The sequence below is a fragment of the Mesobacillus jeotgali genome (genome assembly GCF_002874535.1).
In the GTDB taxonomy this organism is placed as follows: domain Bacteria; phylum Bacillota; class Bacilli; order Bacillales; family Cytobacillaceae; genus Mesobacillus; species Mesobacillus jeotgali.
This window is the reverse complement of the sequence record NZ_CP025025.1, coordinates 4,599,377-4,617,638: the sequence shown is the minus strand read 5'-3', so window position 1 is coordinate 4,617,638 and position 18,262 is coordinate 4,599,377. Positions and strand designations below refer to the sequence as shown.

Here is an 18,262-nt window from a genome sequence, read left to right as displayed (position 1 = left end):
TCCTTATCCTAACAGTTCTTCCACAGATTTACCGCGAAGCTTCGCTACTTCCTCTGCACGCTTAAGTTGAGATAGACCTTCAAGAGTTGCACGAACCATGTTGATTGGAGTGTTAGTTCCAAGTGACTTAGACAGAATGTCAGCAACACCTGCTAATTCTAGTACCGCACGAACTGGTCCGCCAGCGATAACTCCTGTACCTTCAGAAGCAGGCTTCAGAAGGATTTCACCAGCACCAAAGTGTCCGATAACCTGGTGTGGAATTGTAGTACCAACCATAGGTACTTGGATTAGGTTCTTCTTCGCATCTTCGATAGCTTTGCGAATCGCTTCAGGTACTTCTTGTGCTTTACCAGTACCCATCCCGACATTACCGTTTTTATCTCCTACTACTACAAGAGCAGAAAAACGGAAACGGCGTCCACCTTTAACAACTTTAGCAACACGGTTAATCGTAACTACGCGTTCTTCAAGTTCAAGTTTGTTTGGATCAATACGACGCATCTTTGTATGTCCCTCCTTTTTTTATTAAAATTCTAAGCCGTTTTCGCGGGCAGCATCAGCTAGTGCCTGGATGCGGCCATGATAGAGGTATCCGCCACGGTCAAATACTACTGACTTATAACCTTTTTCCACAGCACGCTTAGCGATCAATTCACCGATTTGCTTTGCTGCTTCAAGGTTGTTGCCTTCAACATTAATTTCTTTATCTAAAGTAGAAGCACTCGCTAGAGTTACTCCCTTTACATCGTCGATTAGTTGAGCATAAATGTGCTTGTTAGAACGGAACACATTTAGACGAGGACGAGCTTCAGTTCCGCTAAGTTTCGCACGGACACGACCGTGTCTTTTACGGCGAGTAGCGTTTTTATCAGCCTTCGTAATCATTTACGTCACTCCTTTCGTTAACCTATGCGGCATTACTTACCTGTTTTACCTTCTTTGCGGCGTACATATTCGCCTTCATAACGAATACCTTTGCCTTTGTAAGGCTCTGGTGGACGTACGTCACGGATGTTAGCAGCCAATGCGCCAACACGCTCTTTATCAGTACCTTTAATAACAATTTTCGTATTAGAAGGAACTTCGATTTCAAGGCCTTTTTCTGCCTCGATTTCAACTGGATGAGAGTATCCTACGTTAAGTACAAGCTTGTTACCTTGCTTAGCTGCACGGTAACCGACACCTACTAGCTCAAGACCTCTTTCGAATCCTTTAGATACACCCTCAACCATGTTAGCAAGAACCGCACGAGTCGTACCGTGCAATGCACGATGTTCTTTGTTATCAGTTGGACGAGCGATGTTGATTACGTTCTCTTCGATCTTGATTTCGATGTCAGAGTGAAAAGTACGAGACAATTCACCTTTTGGTCCTTTTACTGTTACATGATTGTTATCAAGAGTAACAGTAACACCAGCTGGAATTTCAATTGGTTTTTTACCTACGCGTGACATTTGTTGCACCTCCATTCATTCAGAAAAATCTATTACCAAACGTATGCTAGAACTTCTCCGCCCACTTGCTTAGCGCGAGCTTCTTTGTCAGTTAAAACGCCGTTTGAAGTTGATACTAGAGCAATACCTAAACCGTTAAGTACACGTGGTACTTCAGTAGATTTTGCATAAACGCGAAGTCCTGGCTTACTGATTCTCTTAAGACCAGTGATAACACGCTCGTTGTTTGAACCGTACTTCAAGAAGATACGGATGATACCTTGCTTATTGTCTTCGATATATTCAACGTCACGCACGAAACCTTCACGCTTAAGGATCTCAGCGATTTCTTTTTTAATGTTAGAAGCAGGTACTTCTAATTTTTCGTGACGAACCATATTCGCATTACGAATACGAGTTAGCAAATCTGCAATCGGATCTGTCATGACCATTTAATTTACCTCCTTCCAGAGCTTTCAGTTTTACCAGCTAGCTTTTTTCACACCAGGAATTTGTCCTTTGTATGCTAATTCACGGAAACAAATACGGCAAAGCTTAAATTTGCGGTATACAGAGTGCGGACGGCCGCAGCGCTCACAGCGAGTGTACTCTTGTACTTTATATTTAGGCGTGCGTTTTTGTTTCGCAATCATTGATTTCTTAGCCACGTTTTCGCCTCCCTCTTATTAGAGATTACTTTTGAAATGGCATTCCGAATTGTGTTAATAGTTCACGAGCTTCTTCATCAGTGTTAGCAGTCGTTACAATAACAATGTCCATGCCACGTACTTTATTTACTTTATCGTAATCAATTTCAGGGAAGATTAACTGTTCTTTAACACCAAGTGTGTAGTTACCGCGTCCGTCGAAAGACTTCTTCGAAATACCGCGGAAGTCACGTACACGTGGTAAAGATACTGAAATTAACTTGTCGATGAATTCGTACATGCGCTCACCGCGAAGAGTTACTTTCGCACCGATTGGCATACCTTCACGAAGGCGGAAACCAGCGATTGATTTCTTAGCACGAGTCACAACTGGCTTTTGACCAGTGATCGTAGCTAATTCCTCAACTGCAACATCAAGAGCTTTAGCGTTGGCAACAGCGTCACCTACACCCATGTTGATTACGATCTTTTCAAGTTTAGGAACTTCCATGATTGACTTATAGTTAAACTTGCTCATAAGAGCAGGAGTAATTTCATTGTTGAACTTTTCTTTTAGGCGGTTCATCGATTGTACCTCCCTTCTTCAATAGACTATTTATCTAGAACTTCACCGGATTGTTTAGCAACGCGTACCTTTTTGCCGTTCTCGACAGTGTAACCAACTCGGGTTGGCTTGCCAGACTTCGGATCTACAGGCATTACGTTTGATACATGGATAGGTGCTTCCTGGTTCAAGATTCCACCTTGTGGATTTACTTGAGAAGGCTTAGCGTGTTTTTTCACGATGTTGATTCCTTCTACAAGAACTCGGCTTTGCTTTGGAAAAGCTTCAAGGATGATCCCTGTTTTGCCTTTGTCCTTACCAGAGATGACCATTACTTTGTCACCTTTTTTTACATGCATCTGTGTGCACCTCCTTAAAGGCATTTGAAATAGATTATAGTACTTCTGGAGCTAATGAAACGATCTTCATGAAGTTGTTATCACGAAGCTCACGTGCAACTGGTCCGAAGATACGAGTACCACGAGGACTCTTATCGTCACGGATGATTACACAAGCATTCTCGTCAAATTTGATGTATGAACCGTCAGTACGGCGCATACCAGTTTTTGTACGAACGATAACTGCTCTGACAACGTCACCTTTTTTAACAACGCCACCTGGTGTTGCTTGTTTCACTGTGCAAACGATAACGTCTCCGATATTTGCAGTCTTACGGCCAGAACCGCCAAGAACCTTAATAGTAAGAACCTCACGTGCACCTGAATTATCAGCAACTTTTAAACGTGTTTCCTGTTGGATCATGCGAGTAACCTCCCTTCGGAATAAACCTTAATCCGAACAATTAGATAATAACAGCTTTTTCCACCACTTCTACAAGACGGAAGCGTTTTGTGGCAGATAGCGGACGAGTTTCCATGATACGTACTACGTCGCCGATTTTTGCTTCGTTTTGCTCATCATGAGCTTTGAATTTCTTAGAGTATTTTACACGCTTGCCGTATAAAGGATGCTTTTTGTAAGTTTCTACAAGAACAGTAACAGTTTTGTCCATCTTGTCAGATACTACGCGTCCAGTATAAACTTTGCGTTGGTTGCGTTCACTCATTGTGAGAACCTCCTCTCAATTATCTGTTAACGCCGATCTCTCGTTCACGAATTACAGTTTTCATGCGAGCAATCGCTTTGCGTACTTCACGAATGCGAGCTGTGTTTTCAAGTTGTCCAGTCGCTAATTGAAAGCGCAGGTTGAATAGCTCTTCTTTTAATGATTTAACTTTTTGTTCAATTTCAGCAGTGGTAAGGTCACGAATGTCATTAGCTTTCATTAGATTCACCACCAATTTCTTCTCGTTTAACAAACTTGCACTTTACAGGAAGCTTGTGTGATGCAAGGCGTAATGCTTCGCGTGCGATCTCTTCAGAAACGCCAGCAACTTCGAACATTACTTTGCCTGGTTTAACAACTGCTACCCAACCTTCAGGAGCACCTTTACCAGAACCCATTCGGACTTCTAGAGGCTTTGCAGTATATGGCTTGTGAGGGAAAATCTTAATCCAGACTTTACCGCCACGTTTCATGTAACGAGTCATTGCAATACGGGCAGATTCGATTTGACGGTTTGTGATCCAAGATGCTTCAAGAGCTTGCAAACCGAATTCACCGAAGTTTACTTCAGTACCGCCTTTAGCTTGACCGCGCATCTTGCCACGGTGTTGACGGCGATATTTAACGCGTTTAGGCAATAACATATTATTTGCCTCCTTCCTCAGTTTTCTTCTTCGTAGGAAGGACCTCTCCACGATAAATCCATACTTTAACGCCTAGCTTACCGTAAGTTGTATCTGCTTCAGCAGTAGCATAATCGATATCGGCACGAAGAGTATGAAGTGGAACTGTTCCTTCGCTGTATTGTTCTGAACGAGCGATGTCTGCACCGCCAAGACGTCCGGAGACCATTGTCTTGATACCTTTAGCGCCAGCACGCATTGCACGTTGGATAACTTGCTTTTGTGCGCGACGGAAAGATACACGGTTTTCCAATTGGCGTGCAATGTTTTCAGCAACCAATTTCGCATCGATATCAGCTTTTTTGATTTCAAGAATGTTTATATGAACACGTTTGCCTGTCAGTTCGTTTAGCGCTTTACGAAGTGCTTCAACTTCTGTACCACCCTTACCGATAACCATTCCTGGCTTCGCAGTGTGAACAGTTACATTCAAGCGGTTTGCAGCGCGCTCGATTTCTACTTTAGAAAGAGATGCATCGCGTAAACGCTTAGTGATGTACTCACGAACCTTAAGGTCTTCGTGTAAAAGATCAGCGTAGTCTTTGCCTGCGTACCATTTTGATTCCCAATCACGGATGATTCCGACACGCAAACCGACTGGATTTACTTTTTGACCCACTGATTATCCCTCCTTCTTTTCTGATAAAACGATTGTAATGTGGCTAGTACGTTTGTTAATAGCACTTGCACGGCCCATAGCACGTGGACGGAAACGTTTCAACGTTGGTCCTTCGTTAGCGTAAGCTTCCGATACGACAAGGTTATTAACATCCATCTCATAGTTGTGCTCTGCATTCGCCAATGCAGACTTCAACACTTTTTCTACGATTGGAGAAGCTGCTTTTGGGGTAAGGTTTAAAATAGCAACTGCTTCACCAACTTGCTTTCCTCGAATTAAATCTAGAACTAAGCGAGCTTTACGAGGAGCAATACGAACTGTTCTTGCAACAGCTTTAGCTTGCATTTGGATGCCCTCCTCTCATTAACGTCTTGTTTTCTTATCGTCATTACCATGACCTTTGTAAGTACGAGTTGGAGCGAATTCTCCAAGCTTGTGGCCTACCATGTCTTCAGTGACATAAACAGGTACATGTTTGCGACCATCGTAGACAGCAATAGTGTGTCCGATGAATTGTGGGAAGATCGTTGAACGGCGAGACCAAGTTTTAACAACCTTCTTGCCTTCAGTTTCATTTAACTTTTCGATCTTTGTGATTAAGTGCTCATCAACAAAAGGTCCTTTTTTTAAGCTGCGACCCATGATTGAACCTCCCTTCGTGATTGCGCTACGGTTCCCGCGAACCGTAGATCAATCCCGTTATTTTTTACGACGACGTACAATAAACTTGTCGGATTTGTTTTTCTTTTTGCGAGTCTTGAATCCAAGAGTCGGCTTGCCCCATGGTGACATTGGTGATTTACGTCCGATTGGAGAGCGTCCTTCACCACCGCCGTGTGGGTGATCATTAGGGTTCATTACAGATCCACGAACTGTTGGGCGCTTGCCTAACCAGCGTGAACGACCTGCTTTACCGATGTTGATCAATTCGTGTTGTTCGTTACCAACTTGACCTACAGTCGCACGGCACTCAGCAAGGATCATACGTACTTCGCCTGAGTTCAAACGAATCAATACATATTTGCCTTCTTTACCAAGAACCTGTGCAGAAGTTCCAGCAGAACGAACTAATTGTCCGCCTTTACCAGGCTTCAACTCGATGTTGTGTACTACTGTACCAACTGGAATGTTAGCTAGTGGAAGAGCGTTACCTACTTTAATGTCAGCTGTTGGGCCAGACATAACTTCCATACCTACTACTAGGTTTTTAGGAGCTAGGATATACTTCTTTTCACCATCTACATAATTAATTAACGCAATGTTTGCTGAACGGTTTGGATCATACTCAATTGTGGCAACGCGTCCTGGAATGCCGTCTTTTGTACGTTTAAAGTCGATGATTCTGTACTGACGCTTATGGCCGCCACCTTGATGACGAACAGTTAACTTACCCTGGTTGTTACGACCGCCTTTTCTGTGCAACGGAGCAAGCAAGGATTTTTCCGGCTTGTCAGTTGTAATTTCAGCAAAATCAGATGCTGTCATATTACGACGACCGTTGGAGGTAGGTTTGTACTTTTTAATCGCCATTTCGTTTCCCTCCTCTTCTTATTGGATTATTATACTTCGAAGAATTCGATTTCTTTGCTGTCTTGAGTAAGTTTAACGATCGCTTTACGACGCTTGTTTGTATAACCGCCGAACTTGCCCATACGCTTGAACTTACCTTTGTAGTTCATGATGTTAACTTTTTCAACTTTTACGCCGAAAATAGCTTGAATAGCATCTTTAACTTGAGTCTTGTTAGCTCTAGTATCAACTTCGAAAGTGTATTTCTTCTCAGCCATTAGGTCAGAAGAACGTTCTGTAATAACGGGGCGCTTAATGATATCGCGTGCATCCATTATGCAAGCACCTCCTCTACTTTTTCAACAGCTGCTTTTGTCATGATCAGCTTATCATGATTTAGAACATCCAATACGTTGATTCCATCAGCAGTAACAACAGTTACTCCAGGAATATTACGTGCTGAAAGTGCTACGTTCTCTTCAAGACCTGCTGTAACGATCAAGGCTTTCGTGTTAACGGAAAGACCGCTAAGTACAGTTTTGAATTCCTTTGTCTTTGGAGCTTCAAAAGCAAGGCTTTCAAGAACAAGGATGTTTTCAGATTGTACTTTTGATGATAAAGCAGATTTGATTGCTAAACGACGAACTTTCTTAGGCAATTTATAGCTGTAGCTGCGTGGAACTGGTCCGAAAACAGTACCGCCACCGCGCCATTGTGGAGAACGGATAGAACCTTGACGCGCGCGTCCAGTTCCTTTTTGTTTCCACGGCTTACGTCCACCGCCCGCTACTTCAGAACGAATTTTAGTTTTATGAGTTCCCTGACGTAATGAAGCTCTCTGCATTACTACTGCTTCGAACATTACGTGGTTGTTAGGCTCAATACCAAATACTGAATCGTTAAGTTCGATTTCTCCAACTTGTGAACCAGCTTGGTTTAATAATGCTACTTTAGGCATTCTTGTTTCCTCCTTTCCTGTAAAAATTACTTAGCTTTTACAGCACCTTTGATTTTTAGAAGGGCTTTTCTAGCACCAGGAACGTTTCCTTTGATTAGAAGAAGGTTACGCTCTGTGTCAATTTTAACGATTTGCAGGTTTTGAACAGTGATTTGCTCTCCACCCATGCGTCCAGGTAGCAATTTACCCTTGAATACGCGGTTTGGAGCAACAGGACCCATTGAACCAGGGCGGCGGTGGTAACGAGAACCGTGAGCCATTGGTCCGCGAGATTGTCCGTGACGCTTGATAGCACCTTGGAAACCTTTACCCTTTGAGATTCCTGTAACATCTACGATATCGCCTTCTGCGAAAATATCAACTTTGACTTCCTGACCAACTTCATATCCTGCTACATCGACTCCGTTGAATTCCTTTACGAAGCGCTTAGGAGCAGTGTTTGCTTTTGAAACGTGGCCTTTTTCAGGTTTGTTAGAAAGCTTTTCGCGCTTGTCTTCAAAGCCAAGCTGGATTGCTTCGTAGCCATCTGTCTCAGCAGATTTCACTTGAAGCACTACGTTTGGAGAAGCTTCTACAACAGTAACCGGGATAAGGTCGCCGTTTTCAGCAAATACTTGAGTCATACCGATCTTTCTTCCTAAGATTCCTTTGGTCATTTCAGTCACACCTCCTGTGAATTATAATGTTTTATTTATTAAAGTTTGATTTCGATATCTACACCTGATGGCAGGTCTAAACGCATTAGTGAATCGACCGTTTGCGGAGTCGGATTGATGATGTCAATCAGACGCTTATGCGTACGCATTTCGAACTGCTCACGTGAATCCTTGTACTTATGCACCGCACGAAGAATTGTGTAGATTGACTTTTCTGTAGGTAGTGGGATTGGACCAGACACCGCCGCACCAGAACGTTTCGCAGTTTCAACAATTTTCTCTGCGGATTGATCAAGAATCCTGTGATCATAAGCTTTCAAACGGATACGAATTTTTTGTTTTGCCATTACTTTCCCTCCTTTTCGCCTATTTTAAAATAGACATTCTCCGCGAAAATTTCCCACACACTCGCCATGGCAAAGCGGCCGGGTGTGTCAGCAACCTTTCGCATCATCGCAGTCAAAGACCAACATTGTCTATTATACATAAAACATAACCCAAATGCAAGAAGTATTCCGCTTTTTAATTATGTTCAACACACTTTTACTATTATAGCGGTCGGTACTGCATTTTACAAGTAGGGAAAGAGATTTCTAACTATTTGGACGCAGAGAAAAATATTCCTTTTGAGGTGGTGTACTATTATATAGAAGGAACTGATGCAGGATTTTGTTTTTAAAAGGTGCAATATAAAATAATGAGTTTACTCTCATCATTTATGTTATTAAGGAGTAAATACACTATATAGAGGCAAACTGTTCATCAACCAATCGCAGATGATCCTTTCAGGTAACCCAATTCGTATAGAAGCAATAGGTCATATCGTTGAAGTATCAATACCATTTTGATTGTTCATTTCTCCACTTCCTCCTAACTTTATGACCTCGGGCTTTCATTAAGCTCTTTGACGGCTATATGTTTTCCTTTCATGTGACCGCCAGCTCCCATTTTTCACTTTCACGGGCACATGTTTCCGTTTTATGTGACCGTCAGATCCCGTTTTCCAATTTCACGGGCACATGTTTCCGTTTTATGTGACCGTCAACTCCCGTTTTTTACTTTCACGGGCACATGTTTTTGTTTTATGTGACTGTCAACTCTCGTTTTTTACTTACACGGGCACATGTTTCCGTTTTATGTGACCGTCAACTCCCGTTTTTTACTTTCACGGGCACATGTTTTTGTTTTATGTGACTGTCAACTCTCGTTTTTTACTTACACGGGCACATGTTTCCGTTTTATGCGACCGTCAGATCCCGTTTTCCAATTTCACGGGCAAATGTCTCCGTTTTATATGACCGCCAGATCCCGTTTTTTACCTTCACGGGCACATGTTTTCCTGTAAAACTTCCTCTTTTATTCTTAAACAAAACATGATCACTGATTTCTTTTTTATTATAGAAGGTTTATTAATGATTCTTCTTTTCCAGTCATTCTTTGTTTATAGCACAATAAAAAAAGCAGCTGGATCGTCATCCAGCTGCTTTCAATGTTTTATTAAAATTACTCTTGAATTGAAGCTACAACGCCAGCGCCTACTGTACGGCCGCCTTCACGAATTGAGAACTTAGTTCCTTCTTCGATAGCGATTGGAGCGATTAGTTCAACAGTCATTTCGATGTTGTCACCAGGCATAACCATTTCTACGCCTTCAGGAAGGTTACAAATACCAGTTACATCAGTTGTACGGAAGTAGAACTGTGGACGGTAGTTTGTGAAGAATGGAGTGTGACGTCCACCTTCTTCTTTTGAAAGAACGTATACTTCAGCAGTGAACTTTGTGTGTGGCTTAACAGAACCTGGCTTAGCAAGTACTTGGCCACGTTGGATATCTTCACGAGCTACCCCACGAAGAAGTGCACCGATGTTGTCTCCAGCTTCTGCATAGTCAAGAAGCTTACGGAACATTTCTACACCTGTTACAGTAGTAGATTTTGGCTCTTCAGTCATACCGATGATTTCGATAACGTCACCGACTTTAACTTGTCCACGCTCAACACGTCCTGTAGCAACTGTTCCACGGCCAGTGATTGAGAATACGTCCTCAACAGGCATCATGAATGGCTTGTCAGTGTCACGTGTTGGTGTTGGGATGTACTCATCAACTGCAGCCATAAGCTCGTTGATTTTTTCTTCCCATTCTGGAGCTCCTTCAAGAGCTTTAAGAGCAGAACCTTTGATAACTGGGATGTCATCGCCAGGGAAGTCGTATTCAGAAAGAAGGTCACGTACTTCCATTTCTACTAATTCAAGAAGTTCTTCGTCGTCAACCATGTCACACTTGTTCATGAATACAACAAGGTAAGGTACGCCTACCTGACGAGAAAGAAGGATGTGCTCACGAGTTTGTGGCATTGGGCCGTCAGCAGCAGATACTACAAGGATACCGCCGTCCATTTGTGCAGCACCAGTGATCATGTTCTTAACATAGTCAGCGTGTCCTGGGCAGTCAACGTGTGCATAGTGACGAGTTGCAGTTTCATACTCAACGTGTGCAGTTGAGATTGTGATTCCACGCTCGCGCTCTTCTGGAGCAGCGTCGATTTGGTCGTAACCGCGTGCTTCACCGCCGCCTACTTTAGAAAGAACAGTAGTGATAGCAGCAGTTAGAGTAGTTTTACCATGGTCAACGTGACCAATTGTACCAATGTTAACGTGTGGCTTAGAACGATCGAATTTAGCTTTTCCCATTAGAAAAATCCTCCTTTAATATATGAAAATTAAGTATATTTTAATGTGCCGTGGAACAGGATCACCTATTCCACAGCGTTATGCTTACATTAGTAGTTATACTTGATTAATAGGTGAAAATCAATTATTCACCTTTATTTTTTTTGATGATTTCTTCAGAAACAGATTTAGGAACTTCTTCGTAGTGGTCGAAGTGCATTGAGAATACACCGCGTCCTTGTGTGCTTGAACGAAGAGCAGTTGCATAACCGAACATTTCTGAAAGTGGAACCATCGCACGGACAACTTGTGCGTTACCACGAGCATCCATACCTTCGACGCGTCCGCGACGAGCAGTAATCATACCCATGATATCTCCAAGGTATTCTTCAGGGATAACAACTTCAACCCTCATGACTGGCTCAAGGATGACTGGCTTACACTTGGAAGCAGCATTCTTAAGTGCCATTGAAGCAGCGATTTTAAACGCCATTTCAGAGGAGTCAACATCGTGGTAAGAACCGTCAAACAATCTTGCCTTGATGTCAACAAGTGGATATCCTGCAAGAACTCCGCGATCTAGAGCATCTTCAAGACCAGCTTGAACCGCTGGGATGTATTCACGTGGAACTACACCACCGACGATGCCGTTCTCGAATTCAAAACCTTTTCCTTCTTCGTTTGGAGAGAATTCGATCCAAACGTGTCCGAATTGACCACGTCCACCAGACTGACGTGCGAATTTACCTTCAACAGAAGCTGATTCGCGGAAAGTTTCACGGTATGCAACCTGAGGTGCACCTACGTTAGCTTCCACTTTAAATTCGCGCTTCATGCGGTCAACGATGATGTCAAGGTGAAGTTCACCCATTCCAGCGATGATAACCTGTCCAGTTTCCTGGTCAGTGTGTGCGCGGAATGTAGGATCTTCTTCTTGAAGCTTTTGCAATGCAGTTGTCATCTTGTCCTGGTCAGCTTTTGACTTAGGCTCAACTGATAACTGGATTACAGGCTCTGGGAACTGCATGGATTCAAGAATAACTAGAGACTTTTCATCACATAGAGTGTCACCAGTAGTTGTATCTTTCAAACCAACAGCTGCAGCGATGTCACCAGCGAATACCTTTGAGATTTCCTGACGGCTGTTTGCGTGCATCTGAAGGATACGTCCAATACGCTCACGCTTTCCTTTAGTTGAGTTCTGGACATAAGAACCAGACTCAAGAGTACCAGAGTAAACGCGGAAGAATGTTAACTTACCAACATAAGGGTCAGTCATAACTTTGAACGCAAGAGCAGAGAATGGCTCGTTGTCATCTGAATGACGCTCAACCTCTTCATCTGAATCCGGAAGAGTACCTTTGATTGCAGGTACATCAAGTGGAGATGGAAGGTAGTCGATAACAGCGTCAAGCATTAGCTGAACACCTTTGTTTTTGAATGCTGAACCACAGATAACTGGGTAGAACTCAACATTTGTAGTACCTTTACGGATTGCAGCTTTGATCTCTGCGACTGTAAGCTCTTCTCCGCCAAGGTATTTTTCCATTAGCTCTTCATCAAGCTCAGCTACCGCTTCAACTAACTTTTCACGGTATTCTTCAGCTTGAGCCATATATTCTTCTGGAATTTCCCCAACAGTGATTTCTGTTCCAAGGTCATTACCGTAGAAGATTGCTCTCATTTCAACTAAGTCGATGATTGCTTCGAACTCATCTTCAGCACCGATCGGAAGTTGGATCGGGTGAGCGTTAGCTTGAAGACGATCATGAATAGTTGATACAGAGTATAGGAAGTCCGCGCCTAGCTTATCCATTTTGTTAACGAATACTACACGTGGAACTCCATAAGTTGTAGCCTGGCGCCAAACTGTTTCTGTTTGAGGCTCAACACCTGACTGTGCGTCAAGTACTGCTACTGCACCATCAAGTACACGAAGTGAACGTTCAACTTCAACAGTGAAGTCTACGTGTCCTGGTGTATCGATGATGTTTACGCGGTGTTCTTTCCAAGAAGCTGTTGTTGCAGCAGAAGTGATCGTGATTCCACGCTCTTGTTCCTGCTCCATCCAGTCCATTTGAGAAGCACCTTCGTGTGTTTCGCCGATTTTGTGAATACGGCCAGTATAATAAAGAACACGCTCAGTTGTTGTTGTTTTACCAGCATCAATGTGAGCCATGATCCCAATATTACGAGTTTTTTCTAAGGAGAACTCTCTTGCCATTTGGTCTTTCTCCTTCCTAGTATGAATGTTTTTAGATTGAAGGTAAGATTACCAACGATAGTGAGCGAATGCTTTGTTTGCTTCCGCCATTTTGTGTGTATCTTCGCGCTTCTTAACAGAAGCACCAGTGTTGTTAGCAGCGTCAAGAATTTCGTTAGCAAGACGCTCTTCCATTGTCTTTTCCCCACGAAGACGTGAGTAGTTTACCAACCAACGAAGACCAAGAGTTGTACGGCGGTCTGCGCGCACCTCAACTGGTACTTGGTAGTTAGCTCCACCTACACGGCGTGCTTTTACTTCTAGAACAGGCATGATGTTCTTAAGAGCTGCATCGAATACTTCGATTGGCTCTTTGCCTGAACGCTCACGAATGATATCAAAAGCTGAATAAAGGATCTTTTGTGATTTACCTCTCTTGCCATCGATCATCATCTTGTTAATCAAGCGAGTGATAAGCTTTGAGTTATAAATCGGATCCGGCAATACGTCTCTCTTTGCAACTGGACCTTTACGTGGCATGTAATTTCCTCCTTTCAAAAAGGGTTAATAGTTTTTGTTTATTATTTCTTAGCTGCTTTTGGTCTCTTAGTACCGTACTTAGAACGGCCCTGCATACGGTTGTTAACACCAGCAGTATCAAGAGCACCACGAACGATATGGTAACGTACACCCGGTAAGTCTTTTACACGTCCTCCGCGGATAAGAACAACGCTGTGCTCTTGAAGGTTGTGCCCGATTCCTGGGATATAAGCTGTTACCTCGATTCCGTTAGTCAAACGTACACGAGCGTATTTACGCAACGCTGAGTTCGGCTTCTTTGGAGTCATAGTACCAACACGAGTACATACACCACGCTTTTGTGGAGATGAAACGTTTGTTTGTGCTTTTTTGAAGCTGTTGTAACCTTTATTTAGCGCAGGAGATTTTGACTTCTCCTCTTTTGAGCTACGTGGCTTGCGCACTAATTGGTTAATTGTAGGCATGATCATTTTCCTCCCTTCACATTTTGTGTAAGCCCACACATCCAGGTGGTTCATTTTTTTACAAAAAACAAAGTTCTTGCAGTCCACTGCAAAAACAGTTTTTACTTGGTTATCGCTACAGCTGAGGCCCCTACGGCAATCCCGCATGCCTTCCCTAGTTTTTTCATAGAGTCGACATAGGTGATGGCAGTGTTCATTTCCCTGGCTGTCTGCAATAGATTCGCTGTCACTTTCATGTCAGCATCCGTCGCAATGACCAGTTCAATTACTTCGCCAGCCTTCAGTGCTTTCACTGTTTGCTTTGATCCTACTATAATCTTTTTAGCCTGAGCTACTTTTTCATAAGACATGATATCCTCCAAAGTAACCGGTAAATAGGAGCACCTTTGAAATAGTAACATCTAGCGCAAGGGATGTCAACAACATTGAAAAACTTTTTTCGCTAGAATGCTGCATTATTCATAGAAAAACTCTTTTTTCTTTAAAAAGGCGGCACTTTCTGCCGTGGCAGAGAGCACCGCTCTTCTTATTTTATTCTACAGTGATTGCATCTTCGGCATTTTCTTCTTCCATTGAGATCGGCTCAGCTCTTCTGTAGCGCTGCATGCCTGTTCCCGCTGGTACGAGTTTACCGATGATAACATTTTCTTTCAGGCCGAGAAGTTCATCGCGCTTGCCTTTGATCGCTGCATCTGTAAGCACTCTTGTTGTTTCCTGGAAGGATGCTGCAGACAGGAATGAATCCGTCTCAAGTGATGCTTTTGTGATACCAAGCAGTACTGGACGTCCTGTTGCTGGCATTTTACCATCAAGAAGTGCTTTGCGGTTAGCGTCAGTGAACTGATGGATTTCAAGCAATGTGCCTGGCAGTACATCTGTTTCACCAGCGTCGATAACCCTGATCTTGCGCATCATCTGGCGCACCATTACTTCTACGTGCTTGTCGCCGATTTCAACACCCTGCATACGGTATACCTTTTGAACTTCTTTCAACAGGTATTCCTGCACGGATTGAACATCTTTGACTCTTAAAAGTTCCTTAGGGTCGATCGATCCTTCAGTGAGTTCCTGACCGCGCTCTACATGGTCATTTATAGCAACCTTTAGGCGTGCTGTATATGGCGCATTGTATGTGCGGCTTTCGATTTCACCCTGAATGACGATTTCCTGCTGACGATCTTTTCCTTCGTTGATGCCGACTACGACACCTTCCAATTCAGAGATGACAGCCTGCCCTTTAGGATTACGTGCTTCGAACAATTCCTGGATACGCGGAAGACCTTGTGTGATATCGTCTCCTGCAACACCGCCTGTATGGAATGTACGCATCGTAAGCTGTGTACCTGGCTCACCGATTGACTGTGCAGCAATGATACCGACTGCTTCGCCAACTTCAACTTCCTGGCCAGTCGCAAGGTTACGTCCGTAACACTTCTTACATACACCATGGCGTGTATTACATGTAAATGCAGAGCGAATCCACACTTCCTCGATTCCAGCTTCAGTTACTTCAACAGCCAAGTCTTCTGTAATCAACCCGTTTTCAGGCACAATCACAGCCTTTGTTTCAGGATGCTTGATTGCCTTTCTTGCATAGCGGCCAATCAGACGCTCTTCTAGAGGTTCGATTACTTCGGTACCATCTTTAAGCGATTTGATGAACAAGCCTCTGTCTGTTCCACAATCGTCTTCACGGACGATAACATCCTGTGCTACGTCCACAAGACGGCGAGTCAGGTAACCTGAGTCAGCAGTCTTAAGTGCTGTATCGGCAAGACCTTTACGGGCACCGTGAGTGGAGATAAAGTACTCCAATACTGTCAGACCTTCACGGAAACTTGACTTGATCGGCAACTCGATGATTCGTCCAGCCGGGTTGGCCATCAGACCACGCATACCAGCAAGCTGCGTGAAGTTGGACGCGTTACCACGGGCACCGGAGTCACTCATCATGAAGATAGGGTTTGAATTATCTAGTGATTTCATCAGCTTAGCCTGGATATTATCCTTTGCCTGGCTCCAGATAGAAATAACGCGATCATAACGCTCATCCTCGGTAATCAAACCGCGTCTGAACTGCTTAAGAACATTATCTACCTTTGTTTGTGCTTCTGAAATGATTTCCTGCTTCTCTTTAAGAACCACGATATCAGCCACACCAACCGTAATACCCGCTTTAGTCGAGTATGTGAAGCCAAGACCCTTCATACGGTCAAGCATTTTTGATGTTTCAGTGATTTTGAACTTCTTGAACACTTCAGCAATGATGTTTCCAAGAATTTTCTTCTTGAACGGATCCACCAATGGCATAGACTTGATGACTTCCTTCACATCTGCACCTTTTTCCACAAAATACTTCTCTGGAGTTTTCTCCTCAAGGTTTTGCTTGGAAGGTTCATTGATGTAAGGGAATGACGCTGGAAGGATCTCATTGAAAATCAACTTTCCAACTGTCGTGATCAAGAGCTGGCCATTTTGTTCTTCAGTAAATGTCTGGTTGCCAAGTGATGATGCGGCAACAGCAATACGAGTGTGAAGATGTACATAACCATTCTGGTATGCAATCAATGCTTCATTCGCATCTTTAAAGACCATACCTTCACCGACTGCTTCTTCTCTTTCTAGAGTCAGGTAATAGTTACCCAAAACCATATCCTGGGAAGGAGTAACAACCGGCTTTCCATCCTTAGGATTCAGGATGTTCTGAGCAGCAAGCATCAATAGGCGTGCTTCTGCCTGTGCTTCTGCAGAAAGTGGAACGTGAACCGCCATCTGGTCACCATCGAAGTCAGCGTTGTAAGCTGTACATACGAGCGGGTGAAGACGGATTGCGCGTCCTTCGACCAATGTTGGCTCGAACGCCTGGATTCCAAGTCTGTGAAGTGTAGGGGCACGGTTCAGCAATACTGGGTGCTCCTTAATTACATCTTCAAGCACATCCCAGACTTCCGGCTGTACTCGCTCGATCTTGCGTTTGGCAGACTTTATGTTATGGGCTAAGCCCTTTTGTACAAGTTCTTTCATGACGAACGGCTTGAATAGCTCAAGAGCCATTTCTTTCGGCAGTCCGCACTGGTACATATGGAGGTTAGGACCTACTACGATAACCGAACGGCCTGAGTAGTCAACACGCTTACCAAGAAGGTTTTGACGGAAACGACCTTGCTTACCCTTCAGCATATGAGAAAGGGACTTCAACGGACGGTTACCTGGTCCAGTTACCGGACGACCGCGGCGGCCGTTATCGATCAACGCATCGACAGCTTCCTGCAGCATACGCTTTTCGTTCTGGACGATGATGCTAGGAGCACCAAGGTCTAGAAGACGCTTTAGGCGGTTGTTACGGTTGATTACACGGCGATACAGGTCATTCAGGTCGGAAGTTGCGAAACGTCCACCGTCAAGCTGTACCATCGGACGAAGCTCCGGCGGGATAACAGGAAGCACATCAAGGATCATCCAAGATGGCTCATTGCCAGAACCACGGAATGCTTCAACAACTTCAAGGCGCTTGATCGCACGAGTACGGCGCTGGCCTTGTGCTGTTCTTAATTCTTCTTTCAGCATATCTGCTTCTTTATCGAGATCGATATCTGAAAGCAGCTTCTTAATTGCTTCAGCTCCCATAGCAGCCTGGAACTTGTTGCCGTATTTTTCGCGGTAAGCACGGTATTCTTTCTCTGACAACAATTGCTTCTTTTCAAGAGCAGTGTCGCCAGTTTCCGTTACTACATACGAAGCAAAGTAAATAACTTCTTCAAGCGCGCGCGGAGACATATCAAGGACTAGTCCCATACGACTAGGAATTCCTTTGAAATACCAAATGTGAGAAACAGGAGCTGCAAGCTCGATGTGTCCCATTCTTTCACGACGGACTTTTGCACGTGTTACTTCAACACCGCATCGGTCACAGACTACGCCTTTATAGCGGACTCTTTTGTACTTTCCGCAATGACATTCCCAGTCCTTCGTCGGTCCGAAGATACGCTCACAGAATAAGCCGTCTTTTTCTGGCTTTAAAGTACGATAGTTGATTGTTTCCGGCTTTTTAACTTCACCGAAAGACCATGAACGGATCTTGTCGGGTGAAGCGAGGCCAATTTTCATGTACTCAAAATTATTAACATCTAGCAAGGGGCCTACCTCCCTTTTAATCTAGGGTTTTACCCTTATGGTCTTCCAAAAAGGAACACACGTGGACAATACTGTTATTCAACTGTTTGTTCACGTGTGCCAATTAGATGGA

General features: G+C 43.7%; 25 protein-coding genes. All 25 read right to left on the bottom strand.

Annotation, left to right across the window (positions count from 1 at the left end; genetic code table 11):
- Positions 1-3 precede the first annotated feature (3 nt).
- Positions 4-504 (bottom strand): 30S ribosomal protein S5, encoded by a 501-nt coding sequence (rpsE, locus tag CD004_RS23055; RefSeq protein WP_102264864.1) that lies wholly within the window; start codon positions 502-504, stop codon positions 4-6.
- A gap of 24 nt (positions 505-528) precedes the next feature.
- Positions 529-888, bottom strand: a complete 360-nt coding sequence (rplR, locus tag CD004_RS23050) for a 50S ribosomal protein L18 (protein ID WP_102264863.1) — start codon at positions 886-888, stop codon at positions 529-531.
- A gap of 32 nt (positions 889-920) precedes the next feature.
- Positions 921-1,457, bottom strand: coding sequence for a 50S ribosomal protein L6 (gene rplF, locus CD004_RS23045; protein ID WP_102264862.1), 537 nt, complete (start codon positions 1,455-1,457; stop codon positions 921-923).
- A gap of 32 nt (positions 1,458-1,489) precedes the next feature.
- Complete coding sequence (gene rpsH, locus CD004_RS23040) at positions 1,490-1,888, bottom strand: 30S ribosomal protein S8 (protein WP_102264861.1); 399 nt, start codon at positions 1,886-1,888, stop codon at positions 1,490-1,492.
- Positions 1,889-1,918: 30 nt separating this feature from the next.
- The gene (gene rpsN, locus CD004_RS23035) at positions 1,919-2,104 is read right to left on the bottom strand and encodes a 30S ribosomal protein S14 (RefSeq protein ID WP_009499044.1); all 186 of its coding nucleotides are present in this window, start codon (positions 2,102-2,104) and stop codon (positions 1,919-1,921) included.
- A 25-nt stretch (positions 2,105-2,129) separates the two neighbouring features.
- Positions 2,130-2,669, bottom strand: a complete 540-nt coding sequence (rplE, locus tag CD004_RS23030) for a 50S ribosomal protein L5 (protein WP_041966519.1) — start codon at positions 2,667-2,669, stop codon at positions 2,130-2,132.
- A 26-nt stretch (positions 2,670-2,695) separates the two neighbouring features.
- Positions 2,696-3,007 (bottom strand): 50S ribosomal protein L24, encoded by a 312-nt coding sequence (gene rplX, locus CD004_RS23025; RefSeq protein ID WP_102264860.1) that lies wholly within the window; start codon positions 3,005-3,007, stop codon positions 2,696-2,698.
- A 34-nt stretch (positions 3,008-3,041) separates the two neighbouring features.
- Entirely contained in the window at positions 3,042-3,410 is a 369-nt protein-coding gene (rplN, locus tag CD004_RS23020) for a 50S ribosomal protein L14 (RefSeq protein WP_023626420.1), read from the bottom strand.
- Positions 3,411-3,450: 40 nt separating this feature from the next.
- Complete coding sequence (gene rpsQ, locus CD004_RS23015; RefSeq protein WP_023626421.1) at positions 3,451-3,714, bottom strand: 30S ribosomal protein S17; 264 nt, start codon at positions 3,712-3,714, stop codon at positions 3,451-3,453.
- Positions 3,715-3,733: 19 nt separating this feature from the next.
- On the bottom strand, positions 3,734-3,934 hold the full coding sequence (gene rpmC / locus CD004_RS23010; RefSeq protein WP_023626422.1) for a 50S ribosomal protein L29: 201 nt from the start codon (positions 3,932-3,934) through the stop codon (positions 3,734-3,736).
- Positions 3,924-4,358, bottom strand: coding sequence for a 50S ribosomal protein L16 (gene rplP, locus CD004_RS23005; protein WP_102264859.1), 435 nt, complete (start codon positions 4,356-4,358; stop codon positions 3,924-3,926). The genes rpmC and rplP overlap by 11 nt, the downstream gene beginning before the upstream one ends.
- Before the next feature lies 1 nt (position 4,359).
- Positions 4,360-5,016, bottom strand: a complete 657-nt coding sequence (rpsC, locus tag CD004_RS23000) for a 30S ribosomal protein S3 (protein ID WP_079504263.1) — start codon at positions 5,014-5,016, stop codon at positions 4,360-4,362.
- A 3-nt stretch (positions 5,017-5,019) separates the two neighbouring features.
- Positions 5,020-5,361, bottom strand: coding sequence for a 50S ribosomal protein L22 (gene rplV / locus CD004_RS22995; RefSeq protein WP_079504264.1), 342 nt, complete (start codon positions 5,359-5,361; stop codon positions 5,020-5,022).
- An 18-nt stretch (positions 5,362-5,379) separates the two neighbouring features.
- A complete protein-coding gene (gene rpsS, locus CD004_RS22990) occupies positions 5,380-5,658 on the bottom strand; it encodes a 30S ribosomal protein S19 (RefSeq protein ID WP_044393904.1) in 279 nt (92 codons plus the stop codon).
- A 57-nt stretch (positions 5,659-5,715) separates the two neighbouring features.
- Positions 5,716-6,546, bottom strand: coding sequence for a 50S ribosomal protein L2 (gene rplB / locus CD004_RS22985; protein WP_102264858.1), 831 nt, complete (start codon positions 6,544-6,546; stop codon positions 5,716-5,718).
- Between the two features lie 29 nt (positions 6,547-6,575).
- A complete protein-coding gene (gene rplW, locus CD004_RS22980) occupies positions 6,576-6,860 on the bottom strand; it encodes a 50S ribosomal protein L23 (RefSeq protein ID WP_102264857.1) in 285 nt (94 codons plus the stop codon).
- Positions 6,860-7,483 carry a 50S ribosomal protein L4 gene (gene rplD / locus CD004_RS22975; RefSeq protein ID WP_102264856.1) on the bottom strand — a complete coding sequence of 208 codons (624 nt, stop codon included), beginning with the start codon at positions 7,481-7,483 and terminating at the stop codon, positions 6,860-6,862. The genes rplW and rplD overlap by 1 nt, the downstream gene beginning before the upstream one ends.
- Positions 7,484-7,509: 26 nt before the next feature.
- Complete coding sequence (gene rplC, locus CD004_RS22970; RefSeq protein ID WP_102264855.1) at positions 7,510-8,139, bottom strand: 50S ribosomal protein L3; 630 nt, start codon at positions 8,137-8,139, stop codon at positions 7,510-7,512.
- 38 nt (positions 8,140-8,177) lie between these two features.
- The gene (gene rpsJ, locus CD004_RS22965; protein WP_009791329.1) at positions 8,178-8,486 is read right to left on the bottom strand and encodes a 30S ribosomal protein S10; all 309 of its coding nucleotides are present in this window, start codon (positions 8,484-8,486) and stop codon (positions 8,178-8,180) included.
- A gap of 1,156 nt (positions 8,487-9,642) precedes the next feature.
- A complete protein-coding gene (tuf, locus tag CD004_RS22960; RefSeq protein ID WP_102264854.1) occupies positions 9,643-10,830 on the bottom strand; it encodes an elongation factor Tu in 1,188 nt (395 codons plus the stop codon).
- A gap of 124 nt (positions 10,831-10,954) precedes the next feature.
- A complete protein-coding gene (gene fusA, locus CD004_RS22955) occupies positions 10,955-13,033 on the bottom strand; it encodes an elongation factor G (protein WP_102264853.1) in 2,079 nt (692 codons plus the stop codon).
- 48 nt (positions 13,034-13,081) lie between these two features.
- Entirely contained in the window at positions 13,082-13,552 is a 471-nt protein-coding gene (gene rpsG, locus CD004_RS22950) for a 30S ribosomal protein S7 (protein ID WP_023626435.1), read from the bottom strand.
- Positions 13,553-13,593: 41 nt separating this feature from the next.
- Positions 13,594-14,016: a 30S ribosomal protein S12 gene (rpsL, locus tag CD004_RS22945; RefSeq protein WP_023626436.1), complete on the bottom strand. Its 423-nt coding sequence runs from the start codon at positions 14,014-14,016 to the stop codon at positions 13,594-13,596.
- 101 nt (positions 14,017-14,117) lie between these two features.
- On the bottom strand, positions 14,118-14,366 hold the full coding sequence (locus CD004_RS22940) for a 50S ribosomal protein L7ae-like protein (RefSeq protein ID WP_102264852.1): 249 nt from the start codon (positions 14,364-14,366) through the stop codon (positions 14,118-14,120).
- A 181-nt stretch (positions 14,367-14,547) separates the two neighbouring features.
- Positions 14,548-18,150, bottom strand: a complete 3,603-nt coding sequence (rpoC, locus tag CD004_RS22935; RefSeq protein ID WP_102264851.1) for a DNA-directed RNA polymerase subunit beta' — start codon at positions 18,148-18,150, stop codon at positions 14,548-14,550.
- Between the last annotated feature and the right edge of the window lie 112 nt (positions 18,151-18,262).

What these genes read in the sequence shown, in the direction of transcription:
- rpsE (WP_102264864.1), bottom strand. Translation starts at nt 504, where the DNA reads ATGCGTCGTATTGATCCAAACAAACTTGAACTTGAAGAACGCGTAGTT.
- fusA (WP_102264853.1), bottom strand. Translation starts at nt 13,033, where the DNA reads ATGGCAAGAGAGTTCTCCTTAGAAAAAACTCGTAATATTGGGATCATG.
- rplX (WP_102264860.1), bottom strand. Translation starts at nt 3,007, where the DNA reads ATGCATGTAAAAAAAGGTGACAAAGTAATGGTCATCTCTGGTAAGGAC.
- rplN (WP_023626420.1), bottom strand. Translation starts at nt 3,410, where the DNA reads ATGATCCAACAGGAAACACGTTTAAAAGTTGCTGATAATTCAGGTGCA.
- rpmC (WP_023626422.1), bottom strand. Translation starts at nt 3,934, where the DNA reads ATGAAAGCTAATGACATTCGTGACCTTACCACTGCTGAAATTGAACAA.
- rplR (WP_102264863.1), bottom strand. Translation starts at nt 888, where the DNA reads ATGATTACGAAGGCTGATAAAAACGCTACTCGCCGTAAAAGACACGGT.
- rpsH (WP_102264861.1), bottom strand. Translation starts at nt 1,888, where the DNA reads ATGGTCATGACAGATCCGATTGCAGATTTGCTAACTCGTATTCGTAAT.
- rpsG (WP_023626435.1), bottom strand. Translation starts at nt 13,552, where the DNA reads ATGCCACGTAAAGGTCCAGTTGCAAAGAGAGACGTATTGCCGGATCCG.
- rpsS (WP_044393904.1), bottom strand. Translation starts at nt 5,658, where the DNA reads ATGGGTCGCAGCTTAAAAAAAGGACCTTTTGTTGATGAGCACTTAATC.
- rplD (WP_102264856.1), bottom strand. Translation starts at nt 7,483, where the DNA reads ATGCCTAAAGTAGCATTATTAAACCAAGCTGGTTCACAAGTTGGAGAA.
- rpsQ (WP_023626421.1), bottom strand. Translation starts at nt 3,714, where the DNA reads ATGAGTGAACGCAACCAACGCAAAGTTTATACTGGACGCGTAGTATCT.
- tuf (WP_102264854.1), bottom strand. Translation starts at nt 10,830, where the DNA reads ATGGGAAAAGCTAAATTCGATCGTTCTAAGCCACACGTTAACATTGGT.
- rplW (WP_102264857.1), bottom strand. Translation starts at nt 6,860, where the DNA reads ATGGATGCACGCGATATCATTAAGCGCCCCGTTATTACAGAACGTTCT.
- rplB (WP_102264858.1), bottom strand. Translation starts at nt 6,546, where the DNA reads ATGGCGATTAAAAAGTACAAACCTACCTCCAACGGTCGTCGTAATATG.
- rplP (WP_102264859.1), bottom strand. Translation starts at nt 4,358, where the DNA reads ATGTTATTGCCTAAACGCGTTAAATATCGCCGTCAACACCGTGGCAAG.
- rpsJ (WP_009791329.1), bottom strand. Translation starts at nt 8,486, where the DNA reads ATGGCAAAACAAAAAATTCGTATCCGTTTGAAAGCTTATGATCACAGG.
- rplC (WP_102264855.1), bottom strand. Translation starts at nt 8,139, where the DNA reads ATGACCAAAGGAATCTTAGGAAGAAAGATCGGTATGACTCAAGTATTT.
- CD004_RS22940 (WP_102264852.1), bottom strand. Translation starts at nt 14,366, where the DNA reads ATGTCTTATGAAAAAGTAGCTCAGGCTAAAAAGATTATAGTAGGATCA.
- rpsL (WP_023626436.1), bottom strand. Translation starts at nt 14,016, where the DNA reads ATGCCTACAATTAACCAATTAGTGCGCAAGCCACGTAGCTCAAAAGAG.
- rplV (WP_079504264.1), bottom strand. Translation starts at nt 5,361, where the DNA reads ATGCAAGCTAAAGCTGTTGCAAGAACAGTTCGTATTGCTCCTCGTAAA.
- rplE (WP_041966519.1), bottom strand. Translation starts at nt 2,669, where the DNA reads ATGAACCGCCTAAAAGAAAAGTTCAACAATGAAATTACTCCTGCTCTT.
- rplF (WP_102264862.1), bottom strand. Translation starts at nt 1,457, where the DNA reads ATGTCACGCGTAGGTAAAAAACCAATTGAAATTCCAGCTGGTGTTACT.